This window comes from Pseudomonas spirodelae (genome assembly GCF_034653255.1).
Taxonomy (GTDB): domain Bacteria; phylum Pseudomonadota; class Gammaproteobacteria; order Pseudomonadales; family Pseudomonadaceae; genus Aquipseudomonas; species Aquipseudomonas spirodelae.
The window spans coordinates 62358-82451 of record NZ_JAYEET010000026.1 but is presented as its reverse complement, the minus strand read 5'-3'; the positions used below and the strand labels follow the sequence as shown (position 1 = coordinate 82451).

Below are 20094 nucleotides of genomic sequence, written 5' to 3'. Positions count from 1 at the left end.
AACCGAATCACTCATAACCTGATCATTCATAACGCAGGGCCTCCGCCGGCTGGGTACGCGCCGCACGCCAGGCCGGATACAGGGTGGCGAAAAAACTTAGAACCAGGGCCGCACCGCAGACCAGCAGCACGTCCGCCAGCATCAGCTGCGACGGTAGGTAGTCGATGAAGTACACATCGGCATTGAGGAACTTGATCCCCAACACGCCTTCCAGCGCAGCAATGGCGCTGCTGATATTCAAGGCGGCGAGACAACCCAGCACTGCACCGATGGCTGTGCCGAATACGCCGATCACCGTGCCTTGCACCATAAAGATCGCCATGATCTGCCGTGGAGTTGCGCCCAGGGTACGCAGAATGGCGATATCGCCCTTCTTGTCAGTGACCACCATCACCAGGGTGGAGATGATATTGAATGCCGCGACCGCAACGATCAGCAGCAACAGCAGGCCAATCATCGCCTTCTCCATGCGGATCGCCTGGTACAGGTTGCCGTGGGTACGCGTCCAGTCGCGGGCATAGTAATCGCCCTCGCCCAGGGTTTGCGCCAAGGCCCAGGCCGTGCGTGGGGCTTCAAACAAATCAGCGAATTTCAAGCGAATGCCTTGCACTTGATCGGGCTGCCAGCGCTGCAGACGTGCCAGATCCTGCACATGGGTCAGAGCCAGGTGGCCGTCAATTTCACCGGCACCCACATGGAAGATGCCAACCACGGTAAAACGCTTAAGCCGTGGGAACATGCCAGCCGGCGTCACGGTGACCTCAGGCGCTACGAAAGTGACCTTATCGCCCAGACCGACGCCCAGTTTGGCGGCGGCTTTGTCACCCAGCACCATGCCGAACTCGCCAGGCTGCAGCGCCTGCAAACGGCCCTGCTGAAAGAAATTGTCAATGATCGAGACCTTGGCCTCTTCAAGCGGATCAACGGCATTGATCAGCACTTTTTGCACCTTGCCGGCGTTAGTCAACAAGCCCTGCATCTGGCTGAACGGTGCCACGGCCAGCACCTGCGAGTTACTTTGCGCCTGCTCAGCCAGGCGGCGCCAATCGTTGATCGGCGTGGCACTTTCCACCGTGGCGTGCGGCACCATGCCGAGTACGCGGGTGCGCATCTCATGATCGAAACCGTTCATCACTGACAACACCAGAATCATCACCAGCACACCCAGTGCCAGCCCGATCATTGAGGTCAGGGAGATAAACGAGACGAAGTGGTTACGGCGCTTAGCCCGCGTGTAGCGCGTGCCGATAAATACGAACAGGGGTCTGTACATTTCGAGGCTGACTTGAGGGAAAAAGAAACGTCCTTGTGGCGGGGGTTGGCGAGCAGCCTTACACTCTGACCACTACTGCTGCCATGGGTTCGCCATGCCGACTCAAGATGAAAATGATCGCCGCGAATACTATCGTATCGACGATACGATCGCACTGGAATTCACCCTACTCTCGGGCGCCGAGGCCCTGGCCAGTGACGAACTTCACGACAACTCGCCGCTGTTCAACCTACTCAGCGACCTGCATTTAATGGACTTCGAGTCGCAGCATTTGCTGCGGCATATTTCCGAGCGTGATCGTACTCTGGCCAATTACCTCAAGGTCATGAACAAACGCATCGACCTGCTCGGCCAGGCCGTCGCGCAAAGTCTGCTGCGCGAAATTGGCACACCGCGCCGGGTCAGCCTCTCCGAAGGGGGCGTCAGCTTCAATAACCATCAACCAGTGGCCGAAGGGGCGCACCTGGCACTGAAGATGGTGCTGATGCCACAAGCCCTGGGTCTGCTATTACGAGCCAAGGTGGTGCATTGCCAGGCATTACCCTCGCAGCAATTTGAGATTGGTGCGGAGTTCGAAGCCCTCAGCGATGCCCAACGCCAACTCCTCGCCCGGCATATCCTGCAACGCCAGGCACTGGAACGTCGCCAGGCACGCGAGCAGCCACCACAACCCTGATAGCGAGCCAACATGCCACGCTTGTTTCTGCTTATTGCCCTGCTGTTGCCCTTTAGTGCGTTCGCCGACACCCTGCAAATCCCTCTGGGCCAGCAAGGTGCCAGCGGTCTTGCACTGCCGCAGCTGGGTGAGTCACAACGCGCCGTGCTGGAACGTTTCGGCCTGGCCGATGAAGAACACCCCAGCGTTGGCAACCCACCGATTACCCGCTGGGATTACCGCGAGTTCAGTGTCTATTTTGAGAACACGCACGTAATCAGCAGCGTCCGCCATCATCAGCCCGGCACAACCCGGCACAACAAGGAGCCACAGTGACAGTTATCTATGGACATCGCGGTGCCAAAGGCGAGGTGCCGGAAAACACCCTGGCCAGCTTCCAACAATGCCTTAAGCACGGCGTGCGCCGCTGTGAGCTGGACCTGCACCTATCGCGTGATGGCGAGCTGATGGTGATTCACGACCCCACGCTCAAGCGCACCACCGGCCGCCGCGGCAAGGTGGTCGAACATGACGCTGCTGAACTGGTGGGTTATGACGCGCGCAAAGGCGGCCCTGGCGCCGTGTCGCCCTGCCCCATCCCACGCCTGGAAGAACTGTTCCAAAAATGCGACTTCGAGCACTGGCAGCTGGAAGTCAAAAGTGCCTCTAAGGTCCGCGCCGCGCGCATGGTTGAGGCCATTAGCGAGCTGGCTGAGCGCTACAAACTGACTGACAAAGTCACTGTAACGTCCAGCTCACGCGAGGTACTCGGCGCCCTGCAACGCCTGACGCCGCATTTGCAACGCGGCTTGGTCGCCGAGTACGCCTGGCTCGACCCACTGAAAGTCGCCAAGCATTACGGCTGTCATTTACTGGCCCTTAACTGGACACTGTGCACCCCGGAGCGCCTGCTCAAAGCGCAAAAAGCTGGCCTGCATGTCTCCGTATGGACAGTCAACGAGCCGGCGCTGATGCGTCGCCTGGCCGATTTCGGGGTGGACAGCATCATCACCGACTTTCCCGGACTTGCCGTGCAGACGTTGGGTTGAGCACCTCAGTCAAACATCACGCATAAAAAAACCGGCCACTTGGGCCGGTTTTTTATTAAGCCTAATCAGAAACTTTCGCGATTTGGCCAACGCCAGTCGCAGGAGTCACTGAACGGGTTCTCCCCGGCCGGCTCAGGCCACCGGCCGGAGCCGCTCAAAAAAGCCGGTTGAGGCCGTCGAACGCCGCCACCCGGTAGGCCTCGGCCATGGTCGGGTAGTTGAACGTGGTGTTGACGAAGTACTTGATGCTGTTCGCCTCGCCCTTCTGGTTCATGATCGCCTGACCGATATGCACAATCTCCGAGGCCTGGTAACCGAAGCAGTGCACACCCAGCACTTCCAGCGTTTCGCGATGGAACAGAATTTTCAGCATGCCCACCGGCTCTTGTGAAATCTGTGCCCGCGCCATGCCCTTGAAGAATGCCTTACCGACTTCGTAAGGAATCTTGGCCTGAGTCAATTCACGCTCGTTCTTACCGATCGAACTAATCTCAGGGATGGTGTAAATGCCCGTCGGCACATCATCAACGAAACGCCAGCTGCCATTGTCAACGATGCTACCGGCAGCCGAGCGGCCTTGGTCAGCAGCGGCGCTGGCCAAGCTTGGCCAGCCGATCACATCGCCCGCCGCGTAAACATTCGGCACCTGCGTGCAGTAGGCCTGGTCGACTTCAATCTGGCCCCGGCTGTTGACCTTGATGCCAATATTCTCCAGCCCCAGCTGATCGGTGTTGCCGGTACGACCGTTGCACCAGAGAAAAGCGTCGGCCTTGATTTTCTTGCCGGACTTGAGGTGCAACACCACGCCGTTTTCTACACCCTCGACACGCTCATACTCTTCGTTATGACGGATCAGCACATTGTTATTGCGCAGGTGATAACTCAGCGCATCAGAGATTTCCGCATCGAGGAAGCTCAACAACTGATCACGGTTGTCGATCAGGTCGACCAGCACACCCAGGCCACTGAAGATCGAAGCGTACTCGGAACCGATCACTCCGGCGCCGTAGATGATGATCCGCCGTGGGGTATGGCCGAGGCTGAGGATGGTGTCACTGTCATAAATACGCGGGTGGTGGAAGTCCACGTCCACCGGACGGTAAGGCCGCGAGCCGGTGGCGATTACAATCTGCTTGGCCACAAGCTTTTCGACGACCCCATTGGAGCAGACCACTTCGACAGTGTGCTCGTCGGCGAAGCTGCCGGTGCCGAAAAACAAGTCGATGCGGTTACGCGCGTAAAAACCGGTGCGCGAAGTGACCTGCTTGGCGATCACCCGCTCAGCGCTTTTCAGCACATCAGGAAAGGAGAACCAACGCGGCTCGCCGATCTGGCGGAAAATTGGGTTGGTATTAAATTGCATGATCTGTCGCACCGAGTGGCGCAACGCTTTGGAAGGAATGGTGCCTAAGTGGGTGCAGTTACCGCCGACTTCGCGGCGACTATCCACCACTGCCACTTTGCGCCCGGCTTTGGCCGCGTTCATTGCCGCGCCCTCACCCGCAGGGCCAGAACCCAACACCACTACGTCGTAGTTGTAGACCGCCATGTTTACTCCTTCAGATCACGCCGGAGCACTTGTTCAATACTCTCGGCCGGGTCAGCGCCGCGTTGTACACAGCCTGACAATCAATACATCAGCTGCGGACCATGCCCTTGGGCGGCCGCATTGCGATTAGCGCTTTGTCGCGTCGTAGGCCAGCGCGTCAGCATCTACTGGCGAATCACTGTTGATCTCTTCACACTTCTCGCGGCTACCCCCACAGATCGAGCATTCTTTCTCGATCCCCAGGTTAGCGATGCCCCCGCAAGAACCTGCAATGGGCTTACGGCCCATGATCACCCCTACAGCCATCATGCCCACTACCAGCAGCATGACCAAAAAAACCACTACAAAAGTCATTGCTCGTCTCCTGCAGCAAATAGCTGCTCGAAAGCCTGAGTTGTCTGTGTGACGAAGGCGTCACCTTCACGGGTCACGAAAAACGCGGCGATGCCCATACGCTCAGCAAATGCCAAGCCGGGCTCAGTGCCCATTACCATCAGCACTGTAGACAAACCATCGGCGCGCAAGGTCGATTTATCGACAACGGTCACTGCTGCCAGCTTGTGCGTGATCGGCGCACCGGTCAACGGATCTAAGGTGTGCGAATAACGCTGCCCGTTTTCCTCAAAGTAATTGCGGTAATCACCCGAGGTAGAAACGCCGTAACCATCAAGCGCCAATACACGCTGAGCAACACGCTCGCCCTCTTGTGGCGCCTCAAGGCCAATGCGCCAGTGCTGGCCATCCGGCTTTCGACCCGCCGCTTTTAGCTCACCGGTTATTTCCACCAGGTAGCTGTCGACGCCCAGCTCGACGAGGCGTTGCACCACCCGATCCACCGCATAGCCGGCCGCAATGCTGTTGAAATCCACTTGAACATCGACGTCCTTGCACAACTGCTCACCGACCTGCCGCACATGCTGCATACCAATGCGCTCACGTGCGGCTGACAGTTGCTCAGGCGTAGGCACTTTCTCCGCGCGCGCCTTGGGGCCAAAGCCCCACAGGTTGAGCAATGGTTCAAGGGTCAGATCAAAAGCCCCCTGGCTTTGCGCATTGAGCACGCGCCCTTCTTCAATCAACGCCAACACAGGGCCCGGCATGCTCTGACAGCTACCGGCAGGCGCCTGGTTGAATTGTTCGATAAAGGAGTCGTCACGGTAGGTCGACATCTGCTTGTCGATCTCAGCCAGGATCGCGTCCGCCTCACGCTTGAGCAGATCCGGGCTGGGTGAATTCTGCTTGCGCACGTATTTGATGGAGTAGGTGCTGCCCATCGTCGGGCCACCGAACTCTTCTACATGCGCTGAAAACCAGCAGCCCGTTAGAGCGGCCAGCAAGCTGGCTGCAATAACGGGCCGAAGTACCGCATAGACCATGATCAGCCGCCGAAGTCGTCGAGCAGGATGTTCTCCTCCTCCACACCCAAATCGACCAGCATCTTGATCACCGCTGCGTTCATCATGGGCGGACCGCACATGTAGAACTCGCACTCTTCCGGAGCCGGGTGATCCTTCAGGTAGTTTTCATAGAGCACGTTATGGATAAAGCCCTTGAGGCCCGTCCAATTGTCTTCCGGTTGCGGGTCAGACAGTGCCAGATGCCACTTGAAGTTCGGGTTCTCGGCCTGCAGTTGATCGTATTCCTCAACGTAGAAGGCTTCACGCATGGAGCGTGCGCCGTACCAGAAGCTGATCTTGCGGGTCGACTTCAAGCGCTTGAGCTGGTCGAAGATGTGCGAACGCATTGGCGCCATACCCGCACCACCGCCAATAAACACCATCTCGGCATCGGTGTCCTTGGCGAAGAACTCACCAAATGGACCGTACACGGTAACCTTGTCGCCCGGCTTAAGGCTGAACACCCAGGAACTCATCTTGCCTGGTGGCAGATCGTCCTTGTCGGGTGGCGGCGAAGCAATACGGATATTGAACTTCACCAAGCCCACTTCTTCCGGGTAGTTAGCCATGGAGTAGGCACGGATCACGGTCTCTTCAACTTTGGACACGTACTTCCACTGGTTGAACTTGTCCCAGTCGCCACGATACTCAGGCTGAATATCGAAGTCTTTGTAATGCACTTCGTGCGGCGGGCACTCAAGCTGAACATAACCGCCTGCGCGGAAGTCAACGCTCTCGCCTTCAGGCAGTTTCAACGTCAACTCTTTAATGAAGGTCGCCACATTGGGGTTGGACTCAACGGTGCATTCCCACTTCTTCACGCCGAAGACTTCTTCCGGCACTTCGATCTTCATATCCTGCTTGACCGGAGTCTGGCAGGACAAGCGCCAGCCAGCCTTGGCTTCGCGACGGGTGAAGGCAGCCTCTTCGGTCGGCAGCATTTCACCGCCGCCGTGCTCAACCACGCACTTGCACTGGGCGCAGGTACCGCCGCCGCCGCAAGCCGAAGACAAGAAGATATTGTTGGCCGCCAAGGTCTGCAGCAACTTGCCACCCGCGGGCACCACAATGGTTTTTTCGCCGTTGATCTCGATGCTCACGTCACCGCTGGAAACCAGCTTGGCGCGCGCTGCGAGAATGATCAGCACCAACGCCAGCACGATGCCGGTGAACATGCCGATAGCGATGAAAATCTCTAAATTGATCATCTATTCATCCCTTCCTTACAACTGCACGCCGGAGAAGGACATGAAGCCCAGCGACATCAGACCGATGGTAATAAAGGTGATGCCCAGCCCCTGCAAGCCTGCCGGTACGTCGCTGTACTTGAGCTTCTCGCGAATCCCTGCCAGCGCGGCAATCGCCAAGGCCCACGACAGACCGGAACCGAAGCCATACACAGTACTTTCCGCCAGGTTGTAGTCGCGCTCGACCATAAACAGGGTGCCGCCCATGATGGCGCAGTTCACCGTGATCAGTGGCAGGAACACGCCAAGGGCGTTGTACAGGCTCGGTACGTACTTATCCAAGAGCATTTCGAGGATCTGTACGATGGCCGCGATCACCCCGATGTAGCTGAGCAAGCCCAGGAAGCTCAGGTCCACTTCTGGCAAACCGGCCCAGGCCAGCGCGCCATCTTTCAGCAGGTAGGTGTAGATCAGGTTGTTCGCCGGCACGGTGATGACCTGCACCACGATGACCGCGATACCCAGGCCAATCGCCGTCTCGACTTTCTTCGAGATGGCAATAAAGGTGCACATACCGAGGAAGAAGGCCAATGCCATGTTCTCAACGAACACCGCCTTGGCCAGCAAGCTGAGGTAATGCTCCATTAGTAAGCCTCCTTATTCGACACTTGCGAGGCCATCTTGAAGCTTGGCTTCTCCAGCTGATCTTTTTTCCAGCTGCGGATCGCCCAGATGAACAGACCAATCAGGAAGAACGCCGAAGGCGGCAGCAACAGCATGCCGTTAGGCTGGTACCAGCCACCGTCGTTGATCACCGGGATGATCTCGTAGCCCATCAGTTTGCCCGCACCGAACAGCTCACGAATGATGCCCAGCGCGACGAGGAATGCACTGTAACCAAGGCCGTTACCAATACCGTCAAAGAACGACAGCACCGGCGGGTTCTGCATGGCAAAGGCTTCAGCACGGCCCATCACGATGCAGTTGGTGATGATCAGCCCGACGAACACCGACAGCTGCTTGGACAGGCTAAAGGCATACGCCTTAAGCACCTGATCCACCACGATCACCAGGGAGGCGATGATCACCATCTGCACGATCATGCGAATCGAGCTGGGAATCTGGCTGCGGATCATCGAGATAAACAGGTTGGAAAACCCGGTTACCAGGGTCAGCGCGATGGACATCACCAGCGCGGTTTTCAGGTTCGAGGTCACTGCCAGAGCAGAGCAAATACCCAGAATCTGCAAACCAATCGGGTTGTTGTTGAAGATGGGGTTGAGCAGGACTTCTTTAATAGTCGGCTGCGACATGATTAAGCCTCCCCTGCGCGCAGGTTAGCGATAAACGGACCAAAACCGTTCTGACCCAGCCAGAAATTCAGCAGGTTATCGACGCCTTTGCTGGTCAGTGTGGCCCCAGCCAATGCATCGACCTGATGGACAGCGCTGGGGCTCTGCGGATCGACACCACCCTTGACCACCGCAACTGACAGCTTGCCGTTTTCATCAAACAGGGTTTTGCCCAGCCACTGCGCTTTCCATTTTGGATTATCGACCTCACCGCCCAAGCCCGGAGTCTCGGCGTGCTGGTAAAAGCCCATGCCCGCGACCGTATTGAGATCGCCCTTGATGGCGATAAAGCCATACAGGGTGGACCACAAGCCGTAGCCGCGCACCGGCATGATCAAGGTATCCATCTGACCGTCTTTCTCCACGACATAAACCGTGGTGTAACGCTCAAGACGCTTGATCGAGGCAATATCGTCATCACCGCTAAGCACGCTCGACAGCTTCGGATCTTTTGCAGCCTTCAACGGATCGAAGGTCATCGGGTCCTTGGCATCGGAGAACGTGCCCGTTTGCAGATCAACCAGCTTGGCAGTAATGGTGCCGTTGAACATGTCTTTAACTTGCGCGGCAGACATATTCGGCTCACCAAGCCCGGCAATTGCCAGAATGCTGCGCTGCTTATCCAGCTGACGGTTTTCAACCTGAGTCGGCTTCAACGCAATGGCCGCTCCGGCCACAAAAACCGAGCACACCAGGCACACCAACAGGGCCACCACCAAGGTGCGGACGGTGGATTCTTTTTGACTAGACATTGCGTGCCAGCCTCCGCTTGATATTGGCTTGAACGACGAAGTGGTCGATCAGCGGTGCGAACAGGTTGGCGAACAGGATCGCCAGCATCATGCCTTCCGGGAACGCCGGGTTGACCACACGGATCAACACCACCATCACACCGATCAGCGCACCGAAAATCCACTTGCCCGTGTTGGTCATGGACGAGGACACCGGGTCGGTGGCCATAAAGAACATACCAAAGGCAAAACCGCCCACCACCAAGTGCCAATACCACGGCATGGCGAACATCGGATTGGTGTCAGAGCCCAACATATTCAACAGCAGGCTGAAACCGATCATGCCCAGCATCACGCCCGACACAATGCGCCACGCCGCAATCTTGGTAATCAGCAACACACCGCCACCGATCAGGATCGCCAGGGTGCTGGTCTCACCAATTGAACCCTGGATGGTGCCAACAAACGCGCTGGACCAGGTAATACCGTTACCGATGATGTTTTCCACACCACCGGCAGCGGCCAAGCTCAATGAGGTTGCGCCGGCAAAACCGTCAACTGCCGTCCACACCGCATCACCGGACATCTGCGCCGGGTAGGCGAAGAACAGGAAAGCGCGACCGGCCAACGCTGGGTTGAGGAAGTTCTTGCCGGTACCGCCAAACACTTCCTTGCCGATTACCACGCCGAAGCTGATACCCAGCGCTACCTGCCACAGTGGGATGCTGGGCGGCAGAATCAGGGCAAACAGCACCGAGGTCACGAAGAAACCTTCGTTAACTTCGTGCTTGCGGATCGAGGCAAAGAGTACTTCCCAGAAGCCGCCGACGATAAAGGCTGTCGCATACACCGGCAGGAAATACGCCGCGCCCTGGATGAAGTTATCCCACAGGCTGCTTGGGTCAAACCCGGCCAGTGAGCCAATCAAGGCGAAGCGCCAGCCTTCCTGAGCTGCCAGTAGTTCAGGGCTGTTAGCAAAGATCAGGTTGGCCTGGTAACCGGTGTTCCACATGCCGAAAAACATCATCGGGAAGGTACACAACCACACGGTGATCATCATGCGTTTGAGGTCAATGCCGTCACGCACGTGAGCAGTGGTCTTGGTTACGCTACCGGGGCGGTAAAAGAACGTGTCGATGGCCTCATAGAGGGCATACCAGTTCTCGTACTTGCCGCCTTTTTCAAAGTTGTGCTCGATTTTATCGAGGAATGCACGGATACCCATGACTTAACCCTCCTTCTCAATGCGCGCGAGGTTGTCGCGCAGGATCGGGCCGTATTCGTACTTGCCAGCACACACGTAGGTGCACAGCGCCAGGTCTTCTTCGTCGAGTTCCAGGCAGCCCAATTTCTGCGCCATCTCGGTGTCACCAACGATCAGGTAGCGCAGCAGTTGCGTCGGCAGGATATCCAGCGGCATCACGGCTTCGTAGTTACCGACCGGCACCATGGCGCGCGGGCTGCCATTGGTGGAGGTGGAGAAGGCAAACTTCTTCGCCGCCATTAACTTGGAAACGAAGATATTCATCACCGAATGCTTGTTTACCCCAGCACGCAGGTAATGCATCAGCTCACGCTCGTTACCCTCAGTCAGGCAAGACACCTGCAGGTGGTAACGGCCGAGGAAAGCAAAAGCGCCCTGCGCAGTACGGCCACCCAACACCGAACCAGAAACAACCCGATTGGTACCCGGCTGCAGTTCACCAGCGGTCAGCTCGCTGAGGCTTGCGCCCAAACGGGTGCGCACCAGACGCGGCTGCTCAACCACAGGGCCAGCCAGCGCCACAACGCGCTCGGTCCACAGTTGGCCAGTGGTGAACAGTTTGCCGACGGCAATCACGTCCTGATAGTTGATCGACCAAACGCTCTTGGTGGCATTGACCGGATCGAGGAAGTGGATATGCGTACCTGGCAAGCCTGCAGGGTGCGGACCGGCAAAGGCCTCAGTCTGCACGTTGCTCAGCTGCTCACCGGGTAGCGACGCGCCCTCGGCTTTACAGAGGAACACCTTGGCCAGATTGCCCAACACCTGCAGACCGTTTTCAAAGTCGGCGGCGTACTCGGCAATTACCACAGTCGGGTCGGCTGCGAGCGGCTGCGTATCCATTGCGGTGACGAAAATCGAGCTAGGCTGCGCATCTGCCGCCGGTACCTTACTGAACGGACGGGCGCGCAATGCGGTCCACAGGCCCGATTGCAGCAGGACCTCACGCACTTTCGCGTCGCCGACAGTCGCCAGCTGGTTCACTGCTACCTGATCAAAGGTAACCTGCTCATCGCCTTCAACATCGATCACCACGGACTGCAGCACACGCTTTTCACCACGGTGAATCGCGCTGATTACGCCTGCGGCCGGAGCGGTGAATTGCACGCCTGGGGACTTTTTGTCCGAGAACAGTACCTGGCCAAGCTTGACCCGATCACCGACCTGAACCTCCATCGAAGGCTTCATACCGTGATAATCGAAGCCTATGACAGCGACGCTACGCACGGGCCTTGCAGCCTCAATGCGCTGCGCCGGCACGCCTGCTATGGGCAAATCAAGCCCATGTTTTATTTTGATCATAGGTTTGTCTAACCACTGATTTATAAGCTTTTTAGAATACGGGCGACACCAACGCAGAAAGATGCGGCGCAGCACCAAAACAAATCAGGCACTGGGCGGGATGTCGGTCGCGGGAAAAAATCTGGCTGATTATAAAGCGCCCGCTCCGCCACTGACCACCCAAGCGCTTGCTTTTATCCGGTTAAACGTAACAGAAGGCAACAGATCGCGACTTGACTGCACGCGCTCGGCGCGAGACATAGCATTAACTCGACCAACTGGAGCCTTGCCATGCGCTTATTCCTGCTGCTTACCACCCTACTGCTGATAAGCGGCGAGCTATTGGCCAATGATCGCGAACGCCTGCAAGAAGCCAGATTCACCACCAGCCACGAGCTTGCGCAGAGCAATCTCGCGCGCAAGAGCCAGAGCGTGCTGACGTACCTCTGGATCGATGTCTACGCTGCCGCCTTCTACGCCCCAGTCGAGGCTAGCGCTCGCCAGGCGGTCACCACACCACTCACGCAACGCCTGGAGCTTTATTACTTCCGCGATATCGACAGGCAAGACGTAATCAAAGCGGCCTGGGTAGCCTTAGAACGCCAGCACGATGCCGCCGCCCTAGCGCGCCTGCGCCCGGGTATAGACGCCCTACACGCAACCTTTCGCGACATCACCCCCGGGGACCGCTACGCCCTGAATTTCATCGCAGGCAGCGGCCTGACCTTAGAGCTGAATGGCAAGACCACCTTCACCAGCCAAGACCCAGAACTGGCCAAGGCTTACTTGGGGATCTGGCTCGCGCCCAACGGCCTGTCGGACAAGCTACGCAGCAACCTGCTGACGGATGAATGAGGGCAGAACAACGCCTGGCAAACCACCTAATCCGCACAATAAAAAACGGGAGCCGAAGCTCCCGTTTTCATTGCAACCCGACGCTTAGCGCGGGAAAGCAGGCGGGTTAACCCCGGCCATGTCTTCCATCACGCGGATCACCTGGCAGCTGTAACCAAACTCGTTGTCGTACCAGACGTAAAGGATCACGCGGTTTTCGTTGCAGATAGTGGCTTCAGCATCGACCACACCGGCATGGCGCGAGCCTACGAAGTCCGTCGATACCACTTCCTGCGACTGCACGAAGTCGATCTGCTTCTGCAGGTCGGAGTGCATGGCCATCTGGCGCAGGTACTCGTTGACTTCATCACGGCTGGTGGCTTTCTCAAGGTTTAGGTTGAGAATGGCCATCGACACGTTAGGCGTCGGTACGCGAATGGCGTTACCCGTCAGCTTGCCTTTCAACACGGGCAATGCTTTGGCCGCTGCAGTGGCTGCACCGGTTTCACTGATCACCATGTTCAACGGCGCCGAACGACCACGGCGATCGCCCTTGTGGAAGTTATCGATCAGGTTCTGGTCGTTGGTGTACGAGTGCACAGTCTCAACGTGACCGTTGGCAATGCCGTACTGATCATTGATTGCCTTGAGAATCGGCACGATGGCGTTGGTGGTGCAGGACGCTGCCGAGATGATCTGGTCATCAGCGGTGATCTCGCCATGGTTAACACCATGCACGATGTTCTTCAGCGCACCTTTGCCCGGCGCGGTCAGAACAACGCGATCAATACCAGGGCACGCCAGGTGCTGACCCAAGCCTTCAGCGTCACGCCATACACCGGTGTTATCCACCAGCAGCGCGTTCTTGATGCCGTATTGGGTGTAGTCGACTTCTTTCGGGTCTTTGGCGTAAATCACCTGAATCAGGTTGCCATTGGCGGTGATGGTATTGCTGGCCTCATCAATAGTGATGGTGCCGTCGAACGAACCATGTACCGAGTCGCGACGCAGCAGGCTGGCGCGCTTGGACAGGTCATTGGTCGCACCCTTGCGCACAACAATGGCGCGCAGACGCAGGCCATCACCACCGCCGGTTTTCTCGATCAGGATGCGCGCCAACAGGCGGCCAATACGACCAAAACCATACAGCACTACATCGGTGCCCTCGCGGGCTTCGCCGTTCTGCTTGCCAGCCACTTCAACCAGCTCGTCTTTGACGAACTGCTCGATGCTACGGCCCTGACCGTCAGCCTTAAACTTGCTGACCATCTTGCCCAGGTCCACCGAGGCGGCGCCCAGTTTCAGCTCGCTCATGACCTTGAGAATTGGGAAGGTCTCGTGCACCGACAATTCGCAGCCGTCAGCCAGACGGTGACGCGCGAAGCGGTGGGCTTTGAGAATGTCGATAACCGAACGGTTGATCAAACCACGGCCGTAGATCGAGGTGACCACGTTGTTGTTACGGTAGAGTTGGCCAATCATCGGAATCATCGCTTCCGCAAGGGCTTCTCGATCGATCCACTCACCGAGACACTGGTCGGGCTTCTGAGTCACGGGCAGTACCTTCCACATGTAGGGGCTAAAAAAAGGGGCTACATTATGACGGTGCACGCTAGCATGAGCAATGCACGACTGTCTTAACTGACACCACAGGTAAACGCCCGTTACAATCGACGACCTTGTGATTTGACCGTGAGCTGCCTGTGCCGACTGCGTCCGTACTTCGCCTACCGTCCCTGCCGGCCACTGCTGGCAAACAACACTGGGGCAACCTGCCCGGTGCCGCGCTGAGCTTGGCAATTGCCGAAGCCGCCAGCAATGCTAAACGTTTCACCCTGCTACTGACCGCCGACAGTCAGAGCGCTGAACGCCTGCAGGAGGAGCTGAGTTTCTTTACGCCGGACTTGCCGGTGCTGCATTTCCCCGACTGGGAAACCCTGCCCTACGACCTGTTTTCGCCGCACCAGGACATCATCTCCCAGCGTATTGCCGCACTTTATCGCCTGCCTGAGCTGAAACATGGGGTATTGGTAGTCCCGATCACCACCGCCCTACACCGCCTGGCACCCAAGCGCTTTCTGCTGGGCAGCAGCCTGGTCATGCAAGTGGGCCAGCAGCTCGACGTCAATCAGCTGCGCGGCAACCTGGAAGCCGCCGGCTACCGCTGCGTTGACACGGTGTATGAACATGGCGAGTTCGCCGTGCGCGGCGCATTGATCGACCTGTTTCCGATGGGCAGCAGCCAGCCGTATCGCATCGACTTGTTCGATGACGAGATCGAAACCCTGCGTACCTTCGACCCGGAAACTCAGCGCTCCATCGACAAAGTCGAGTCGATCAAGCTACTACCGGCCCGTGAATTTCCGCTGGAAAAGAAAGCCGTTACTGATTTCCGCGGGCGCTTTCGCGAACGTTTCGACGTGGATTTCCGCCGCTGCCCGATTTATCAGGACCTCAGCACGGGTATCACACCAGCGGGGATTGAGTACTACCTGCCGCTGTTCTTTGAAGAAACCGCCACCCTCTTCGACTACCTGCCCGCCGACACCCAGGTATTTTCCCTGCCGGGCATCGAAAAAGCCGCTGAGCAATTTTGGGTGGATGCACGCAGCCGCTACGAAGATCGCCGTGTTGACCCGGAACGCCCACTGCTACCACCCGCCGATATCTTCCTGCCGGTAGAAGACTGCTTCGCCCGCCTGAAAAACTGGCCGCGCGTGGTGGTCAGCCAGGACGACATCGAGGAAGGCGTCGGCCGCCTGCGCTTTAACGCCAAACCCCTGCCCGACTTGGCGATCCAGGCCAAAGCTGGCGAGCCGCTGGCGGCACTGCGACGCTTTCTTGAGGAATACCCCGGCCGCGTGCTGTTCTGCGCGGAATCCGCCGGGCGCCGCGAAGTGCTACTGGAGCTGCTCGCCCGCCTCAAGCTCAAACCTAAGGAGTTCGACAGCTGGCCGGCCTTTACCGCCAGCAAGCAACGCTTGGGCATCTGCATCGCCCCACTGGATGACGGCCTGCTGCTCGAAGACCTCGCCCTAGTGGCGGAAAGCCCGCTGTTCGGCCAGCGCGTCATGCAGCGTCGACGCCGTGAGAAATCCCGCGACGGTGGCGACAATGCCATCAAGAACCTTACCGAGCTACGCGAAGGCGCGCCGGTGGTGCACATCGACCATGGCGTGGGCCGCTACCTGGGCCTGGTGACCATGGAGTTCGACGGCCAGGCCGCTGAATTCCTCGCCCTGATGTACGCCGAAGAAGCCAAGCTCTATGTGCCGGTGGCCAGCCTGCACCTGATCGCCCGCTACACCGGCAGCGACGATGCCCTGGCGCCGCTGCACCGCCTCGGCTCCGAGGTCTGGCAGAAGGCTAAACGCAAGGCCGCCGAACAGGTGCGCGATGTCGCCGCCGAACTGCTCGACGTCTACGCACGGCGCGCCGCTCGCGAAGGCTATGCGTTTGCCGATCCCAAGGCGGACTACGCCACCTTCAGCGCCGGCTTCCCGTTCGAGGAAACCCCGGACCAGCAAGCCGCCATCGAAGCGGTGTACAGCGACATGCTCTCCGCCAAACCGATGGACCGCCTGGTCTGTGGCGATGTCGGCTTCGGCAAGACCGAAGTGGCCATGCGCGCCGCCTTTATCGCCGTGCATGGCGGCAAGCAGGTGGCGGTATTGGTGCCCACCACCCTGCTCGCCCAACAGCACTACAACAGCTTCCGCGACCGCTTCGCCGATTGGCCGGTAAAGGTCGAGGTGATGAGCCGCTTCAAGAGCAACAAGGAAGTCAGCGAGGCCATGCAACAACTGGCCGAAGGCAAGGTGGATATCGTCATCGGTACTCACAAGCTGCTGCAGGACGACGTTAAATTCAACAACCTGGGCCTGGTGATCATCGACGAAGAACACCGCTTCGGTGTGCGTCAGAAAGAACAGCTAAAGACCCTGCGCAGCGAAGTCGACATCCTTACCCTGACCGCCACACCGATCCCGCGCACCCTGAATATGGCCGTTGCTGGCATGCGCGATTTGTCGATCATCGCCACGCCACCGGCGCGGCGCTTGTCGGTGCGCACCTTTGTGATGGAGCAAAACAATCCAACCATCAAGGAAGCCCTGCTGCGCGAACTGCTGCGCGGCGGCCAGGTGTATTACCTGCACAACGATGTGAAAACCATCGAGAAGTGCGCCGCCGACCTCGCTGAACTGGTGCCGGAAGCGCGTATCGGCATCGGTCACGGGCAAATGCACGAGCGCGAACTGGAACAGGTGATGGGCGATTTCTATCACAAGCGCTTCAACGTGCTGATTGCCTCGACCATCATCGAAACCGGTATCGACGTACCGAGCGCCAACACCATCATCATCGAACGCGCCGACAAGTTCGGCCTGGCGCAATTGCACCAGCTACGTGGCCGAGTCGGCCGCAGCCACCACCAAGCCTACGCCTACCTGCTGACGCCACCGCGCAAGCAGATGACCGACGATGCACAAAAGCGCCTCGAAGCCATCTCCAATGCCCAGGACTTGGGGGCCGGCTTTTTGCTCGCCACCCACGACCTGGAAATCCGTGGCGCCGGAGAGTTGCTTGGCGACGGCCAGAGCGGGCAAATTCAGGCAGTCGGCTTCACCTTGTACATGGAGATGCTCGAACGCGCGGTGAAATCGATTCGCAAGGGCGAGCAACCCAACCTCGACCAGCCGTTGGGTGGCGGCCCGGAGATCAATCTGCGCGTGCCGGCACTGATCCCCGACGATTACCTGCCAGACGTGCACGCACGCCTGATCATGTACAAACGCATCGCCAACGCCAGCGACGAGGAAGGCCTAAAAGACCTACAAGTAGAAATGATCGACCGCTTCGGACTGCTCCCTGAGCCAAGCAAGAATCTGGTGCGCATCACCCTACTGAAACTGCAGGCAGAAAAGCTCGGGATCAAAAAAGTCGACGCTGGCCCGCAAGGTGGCCGCATCGAGTTTGCTGCCGACACCTGCGTCGACCCACTAACCCTGATCAAGCTAATCCAAGGCGCACCCAACCGTTACAAGTTCGAAGGTGCAACGCTGTTTAAATTCCAGGTGCCCATGGAGCGCCCGGAAGAGCGATTCAACACCTTGGAAGCTCTGTTTGAGCGCCTGACTCCCTCTACTTAAAGGACCGACCCATGCGCACCCTCCACACCCTCGCCCTGCTGCCGCTCGTACTGCTGTGCATACTCAGCAGCACGAGCGCCTTAGCCGAAAGTCTTTACCAGGTTGAGGTGATCGTATTCCGCCAAGCAGGCGAAGCGATCTCTGCCGGCCAACTGCCGCCCGACAACTGGGCGCAGAACGCGCTGCCGGTGGATGGCAGCAACAGCCGCAACACCGCACTGAATGCCGAAGCAGCCAAGCTCAACCCATCCAGCGGTTATCAGGTATTGCTGCACCAAGCCTGGTCGATGAGCCTGGGCGACTCAAGCAGCCGCGTAGCCATCAGCACTGGCAACGAGCAGTTCGGCCACTACCCCGTCGAAGGCATCCTCGAGCTTAAGGCCGGTCGCCTGATTGAATTGCAGAGCGACATCTGGATCAACCAGCTCGATGCCAACGGCAGCCTCATCGACAGCGAGCGCATCAAACAAAACAGCCGCCTAAAAAGTGGTGAACTGACATTTGTCGATAACGGCAGCACGGGCCTGCTGATTCGTGTCAGCTCGCTGTAAAAACCCAACATAAAAAAGGGCCGCATTGCGCGACCCTTTTCTGCCTATCAACACGGACTCAACTGCTCAGCACGCGCGCCAATACGGCCTTAACCGTATCCATGCCTTCGTCCAGCGCACGCTCAATTTCAGCCATAGTGATCAGGGCGCGAGACTTGCCAGCAGCCGGGTTCACCACCAGCGCCAAACAGGCATAGGGCAACGCCAACTCACGCGCCAATACGGCTTCTGGCATCCCAGTCATACCGACAATATCGCAGCCATCACGCTCCATCCGTGCAATTTCAGCTACCGTTTCCAGACGCGGCCCCTGAGTACAGCCGTAAACACCATGACTGCTGAATGCGCAGTGCTCGGCGGTCAACGCATTGCTCAGCTTACTGCGCAGCCCTGCATCGTAGGGATGGCTGAAATCGACGTGGGTAACATGCTCCAGTTCACCCTCAAAATAGGTGTGCTCACGGCCGTAGCTGTAATCGATGATTTGATGCGGCAAGCAGAAGTGCCCGGTCCCCATGGCCGTATGAATCCCCCCCACCGCGTTCACTGCAATCACCGCCTTGGCACCCGCCTCACGCAACGCCCAGAGGTTGGCGCGGTAATTCACCTGATGCGGCGGGATACGATGCGGGTGCCCGTGACGCGCCAGGAATAACACCTCACGCCCAGCATAATCGCCCCTCAGCACCGCAGCAGAAGGCGCGCCATAAGGCGTATCAATGTGCAGCGCGGCCTTGATGGTCAAACCGCCCAACTTGGTCAGGCCGGTGCCACCGATAATCGCGTAAACCGTCATCCATTCGTCCTCAGTCGATTAATTGCGCATCACGCAAACTGCCAAGCGCAGCAAGCCAACGCGGATCCTGCCGATATTCAACACCTGGGAAAGCCCTACGACGCATGCGCGCAAGCCCCATGGGCGGTAGAACATTGAGCCGCTGCAAGGCAGCCAAAGCCAGCTCTGCTGCTGCCCGGTCATTGCACACCAAACCCATGTCACATCCCGCCGACAGCGCTGCCTCGATACGGCACGCCGCGTCACCCACTACATGGGCGCCGGCCATGGAAAGATCGTCACTGAAGATCACGCCCTCAAAACCTAACTCACCGCGCAGAATGTCCTGCAACCAGCGCCGCGAGAAACCAGCCGGGCTGTCATCCACCTGCGGGTAGATGACATGAGCGGGCATTACCGCTGCCAACTGCTGACTTAACTGACGAAACGGCAGCAGGTCCTTGGCTCGAATGTCATCCAGGCTGCGCTCATCGACCGGAATGGCCACGTGAGAATCCGCCTCAGCCCAACCATGCCCCGGGAAATGCTTACCGCAAGCAGCCATACCGGCAGCATTCATGCCGCGGATAAAGGCGCCGGCCAGCTGGGTTGCGCGCTGCGCATCGCCTTCAAAAGCACGACTACCAACCACCGCACTGCGCTGATGATCGAGATCCAGCACCGGCGCAAAACTCAGGTCCAAGCCAGCAGCCAGCACTTCAGTGGCCATCACCCAGCCACACTGCTCAGCCAAATGTTCGGCATTGGCGTTATCGGCCAGCGCACGCATGGCCGGCAGACGCAAAAAACCCTGACGCAGACGCTGCACACGGCCGCCTTCTTGATCGACCGCCAACAGCAAATCGGGCCGCACAGCGCGAATGGCCGCAGACAGTTCGCGTACCTGGCGCGGGTCTTCGATATTGCGTGCAAACAGAATCAACCCGGCTACCTGCGGCTGGCGCAGAAGCTGTCGATCCTCCGCCGTCAGCCAGGTACCGGCGATATCCAGCATTAATGAACCGTGCATGGGTGAACTCACAAGT

The 20094-nt window shown here is 58.3% G+C and carries 19 protein-coding genes; 6 read left to right on the top strand and 13 right to left on the bottom strand.

From position 1 onward, the window contains the following. Positions 1–22: 22 nt before the first annotated feature. Positions 23–1273, bottom strand: coding sequence for a lipoprotein-releasing ABC transporter permease subunit (locus tag SOP97_RS08905; protein WP_322948971.1), 1251 nt, complete (start codon positions 1271–1273; stop codon positions 23–25). A gap of 94 nt (positions 1274–1367) precedes the next feature. Here SOP97_RS08905 and SOP97_RS08900 point away from each other — a divergent pair, with 94 nt between their 5' ends. Genes SOP97_RS08900 through SOP97_RS08890 form a run of 3 tightly spaced genes read left to right on the top strand, consistent with a single transcriptional unit; the run spans position 1368 to position 2977 of the window. Further along, the gene (locus SOP97_RS08900) at positions 1368–1949 is read left to right on the top strand and encodes a PilZ domain-containing protein (protein WP_274089128.1); all 582 of its coding nucleotides are present in this window, start codon (positions 1368–1370) and stop codon (positions 1947–1949) included. Between the two features lie 12 nt (positions 1950–1961). After that, positions 1962–2264 (top strand): phosphodiesterase, encoded by a 303-nt coding sequence (locus tag SOP97_RS08895; protein ID WP_322948970.1) that lies wholly within the window; start codon positions 1962–1964, stop codon positions 2262–2264. Further along, a complete protein-coding gene (locus SOP97_RS08890) occupies positions 2261–2977 on the top strand; it encodes a glycerophosphodiester phosphodiesterase (RefSeq protein ID WP_322948969.1) in 717 nt (238 codons plus the stop codon). Before SOP97_RS08895 ends, SOP97_RS08890 begins: the two co-directional genes overlap by 4 nt. A gap of 154 nt (positions 2978–3131) precedes the next feature. Here the strand turns inward: SOP97_RS08890 and sthA are convergent, their stop codons facing one another. The 9 genes from sthA to SOP97_RS08845 all read right to left on the bottom strand — a co-directional run bounded on the left by sthA (position 3132) and on the right by SOP97_RS08845 (position 11759). Further along, positions 3132–4526 carry a Si-specific NAD(P)(+) transhydrogenase gene (gene sthA, locus SOP97_RS08885; protein ID WP_274089551.1) on the bottom strand — a complete coding sequence of 465 codons (1395 nt, stop codon included), beginning with the start codon at positions 4524–4526 and terminating at the stop codon, positions 3132–3134. Positions 4527–4652: 126 nt separating this feature from the next. Then, entirely contained in the window at positions 4653–4880 is a 228-nt protein-coding gene (nqrM, locus tag SOP97_RS08880) for a (Na+)-NQR maturation NqrM (RefSeq protein ID WP_274089552.1), read from the bottom strand. Continuing rightward, complete coding sequence (locus tag SOP97_RS08875) at positions 4877–5800, bottom strand: FAD:protein FMN transferase (protein ID WP_322948968.1); 924 nt, start codon at positions 5798–5800, stop codon at positions 4877–4879. The genes nqrM and SOP97_RS08875 overlap by 4 nt, the downstream gene beginning before the upstream one ends. 104 nt (positions 5801–5904) lie before the next feature. After that, the gene (gene nqrF, locus SOP97_RS08870) at positions 5905–7131 is read right to left on the bottom strand and encodes an NADH:ubiquinone reductase (Na(+)-transporting) subunit F (RefSeq protein ID WP_322948967.1); all 1227 of its coding nucleotides are present in this window, start codon (positions 7129–7131) and stop codon (positions 5905–5907) included. Between the two features lie 15 nt (positions 7132–7146). Next, the gene (gene nqrE / locus SOP97_RS08865) at positions 7147–7755 is read right to left on the bottom strand and encodes an NADH:ubiquinone reductase (Na(+)-transporting) subunit E (RefSeq protein WP_090238197.1); all 609 of its coding nucleotides are present in this window, start codon (positions 7753–7755) and stop codon (positions 7147–7149) included. After that, positions 7755–8423 carry an NADH:ubiquinone reductase (Na(+)-transporting) subunit D gene (locus SOP97_RS08860; RefSeq protein ID WP_274089555.1) on the bottom strand — a complete coding sequence of 223 codons (669 nt, stop codon included), beginning with the start codon at positions 8421–8423 and terminating at the stop codon, positions 7755–7757. Before SOP97_RS08860 ends, nqrE begins: the two co-directional genes overlap by 1 nt. 2 nt (positions 8424–8425) lie before the next feature. Then, positions 8426–9214: a Na(+)-translocating NADH-quinone reductase subunit C gene (locus tag SOP97_RS08855; RefSeq protein WP_322948966.1), complete on the bottom strand. Its 789-nt coding sequence runs from the start codon at positions 9212–9214 to the stop codon at positions 8426–8428. Next, on the bottom strand, positions 9207–10418 hold the full coding sequence (locus SOP97_RS08850) for an NADH:ubiquinone reductase (Na(+)-transporting) subunit B (RefSeq protein WP_274089557.1): 1212 nt from the start codon (positions 10416–10418) through the stop codon (positions 9207–9209). Before SOP97_RS08850 ends, SOP97_RS08855 begins: the two co-directional genes overlap by 8 nt. A gap of 3 nt (positions 10419–10421) precedes the next feature. After that, positions 10422–11759 carry a Na(+)-translocating NADH-quinone reductase subunit A gene (locus SOP97_RS08845; protein WP_322948965.1) on the bottom strand — a complete coding sequence of 446 codons (1338 nt, stop codon included), beginning with the start codon at positions 11757–11759 and terminating at the stop codon, positions 10422–10424. 270 nt (positions 11760–12029) lie between these two features. Between SOP97_RS08845 and SOP97_RS08840 the strand changes: the two genes are divergently transcribed. Continuing rightward, a complete protein-coding gene (locus SOP97_RS08840; RefSeq protein ID WP_322948964.1) occupies positions 12030–12593 on the top strand; it encodes a chalcone isomerase family protein in 564 nt (187 codons plus the stop codon). Positions 12594–12677: 84 nt separating this feature from the next. Here the strand turns inward: SOP97_RS08840 and SOP97_RS08835 are convergent, their stop codons facing one another. After that, a complete protein-coding gene (locus SOP97_RS08835; RefSeq protein WP_322948963.1) occupies positions 12678–14144 on the bottom strand; it encodes a glyceraldehyde-3-phosphate dehydrogenase in 1467 nt (488 codons plus the stop codon). 131 nt (positions 14145–14275) lie between these two features. On the opposite strand from SOP97_RS08835, the gene mfd reads away from it, so the two are divergent. Further along, positions 14276–17722 carry a transcription-repair coupling factor gene (mfd, locus tag SOP97_RS08830; protein WP_411912044.1) on the top strand — a complete coding sequence of 1149 codons (3447 nt, stop codon included), beginning with the start codon at positions 14276–14278 and terminating at the stop codon, positions 17720–17722. Between the two features lie 11 nt (positions 17723–17733). Continuing rightward, entirely contained in the window at positions 17734–18273 is a 540-nt protein-coding gene (locus SOP97_RS08825; protein WP_274089561.1) for a CsiV family protein, read from the top strand. Between the two features lie 58 nt (positions 18274–18331). Here the strand turns inward: SOP97_RS08825 and SOP97_RS08820 are convergent, their stop codons facing one another. Both SOP97_RS08820 and nagZ read right to left on the bottom strand, forming a co-directional pair. Continuing rightward, a complete protein-coding gene (locus tag SOP97_RS08820; RefSeq protein WP_274088618.1) occupies positions 18332–19069 on the bottom strand; it encodes an S-methyl-5'-thioinosine phosphorylase in 738 nt (245 codons plus the stop codon). Between the two features lie 10 nt (positions 19070–19079). Continuing rightward, complete coding sequence (gene nagZ / locus SOP97_RS08815; protein WP_274088619.1) at positions 19080–20078, bottom strand: beta-N-acetylhexosaminidase; 999 nt, start codon at positions 20076–20078, stop codon at positions 19080–19082. Between the last annotated feature and the right edge of the window lie 16 nt (positions 20079–20094).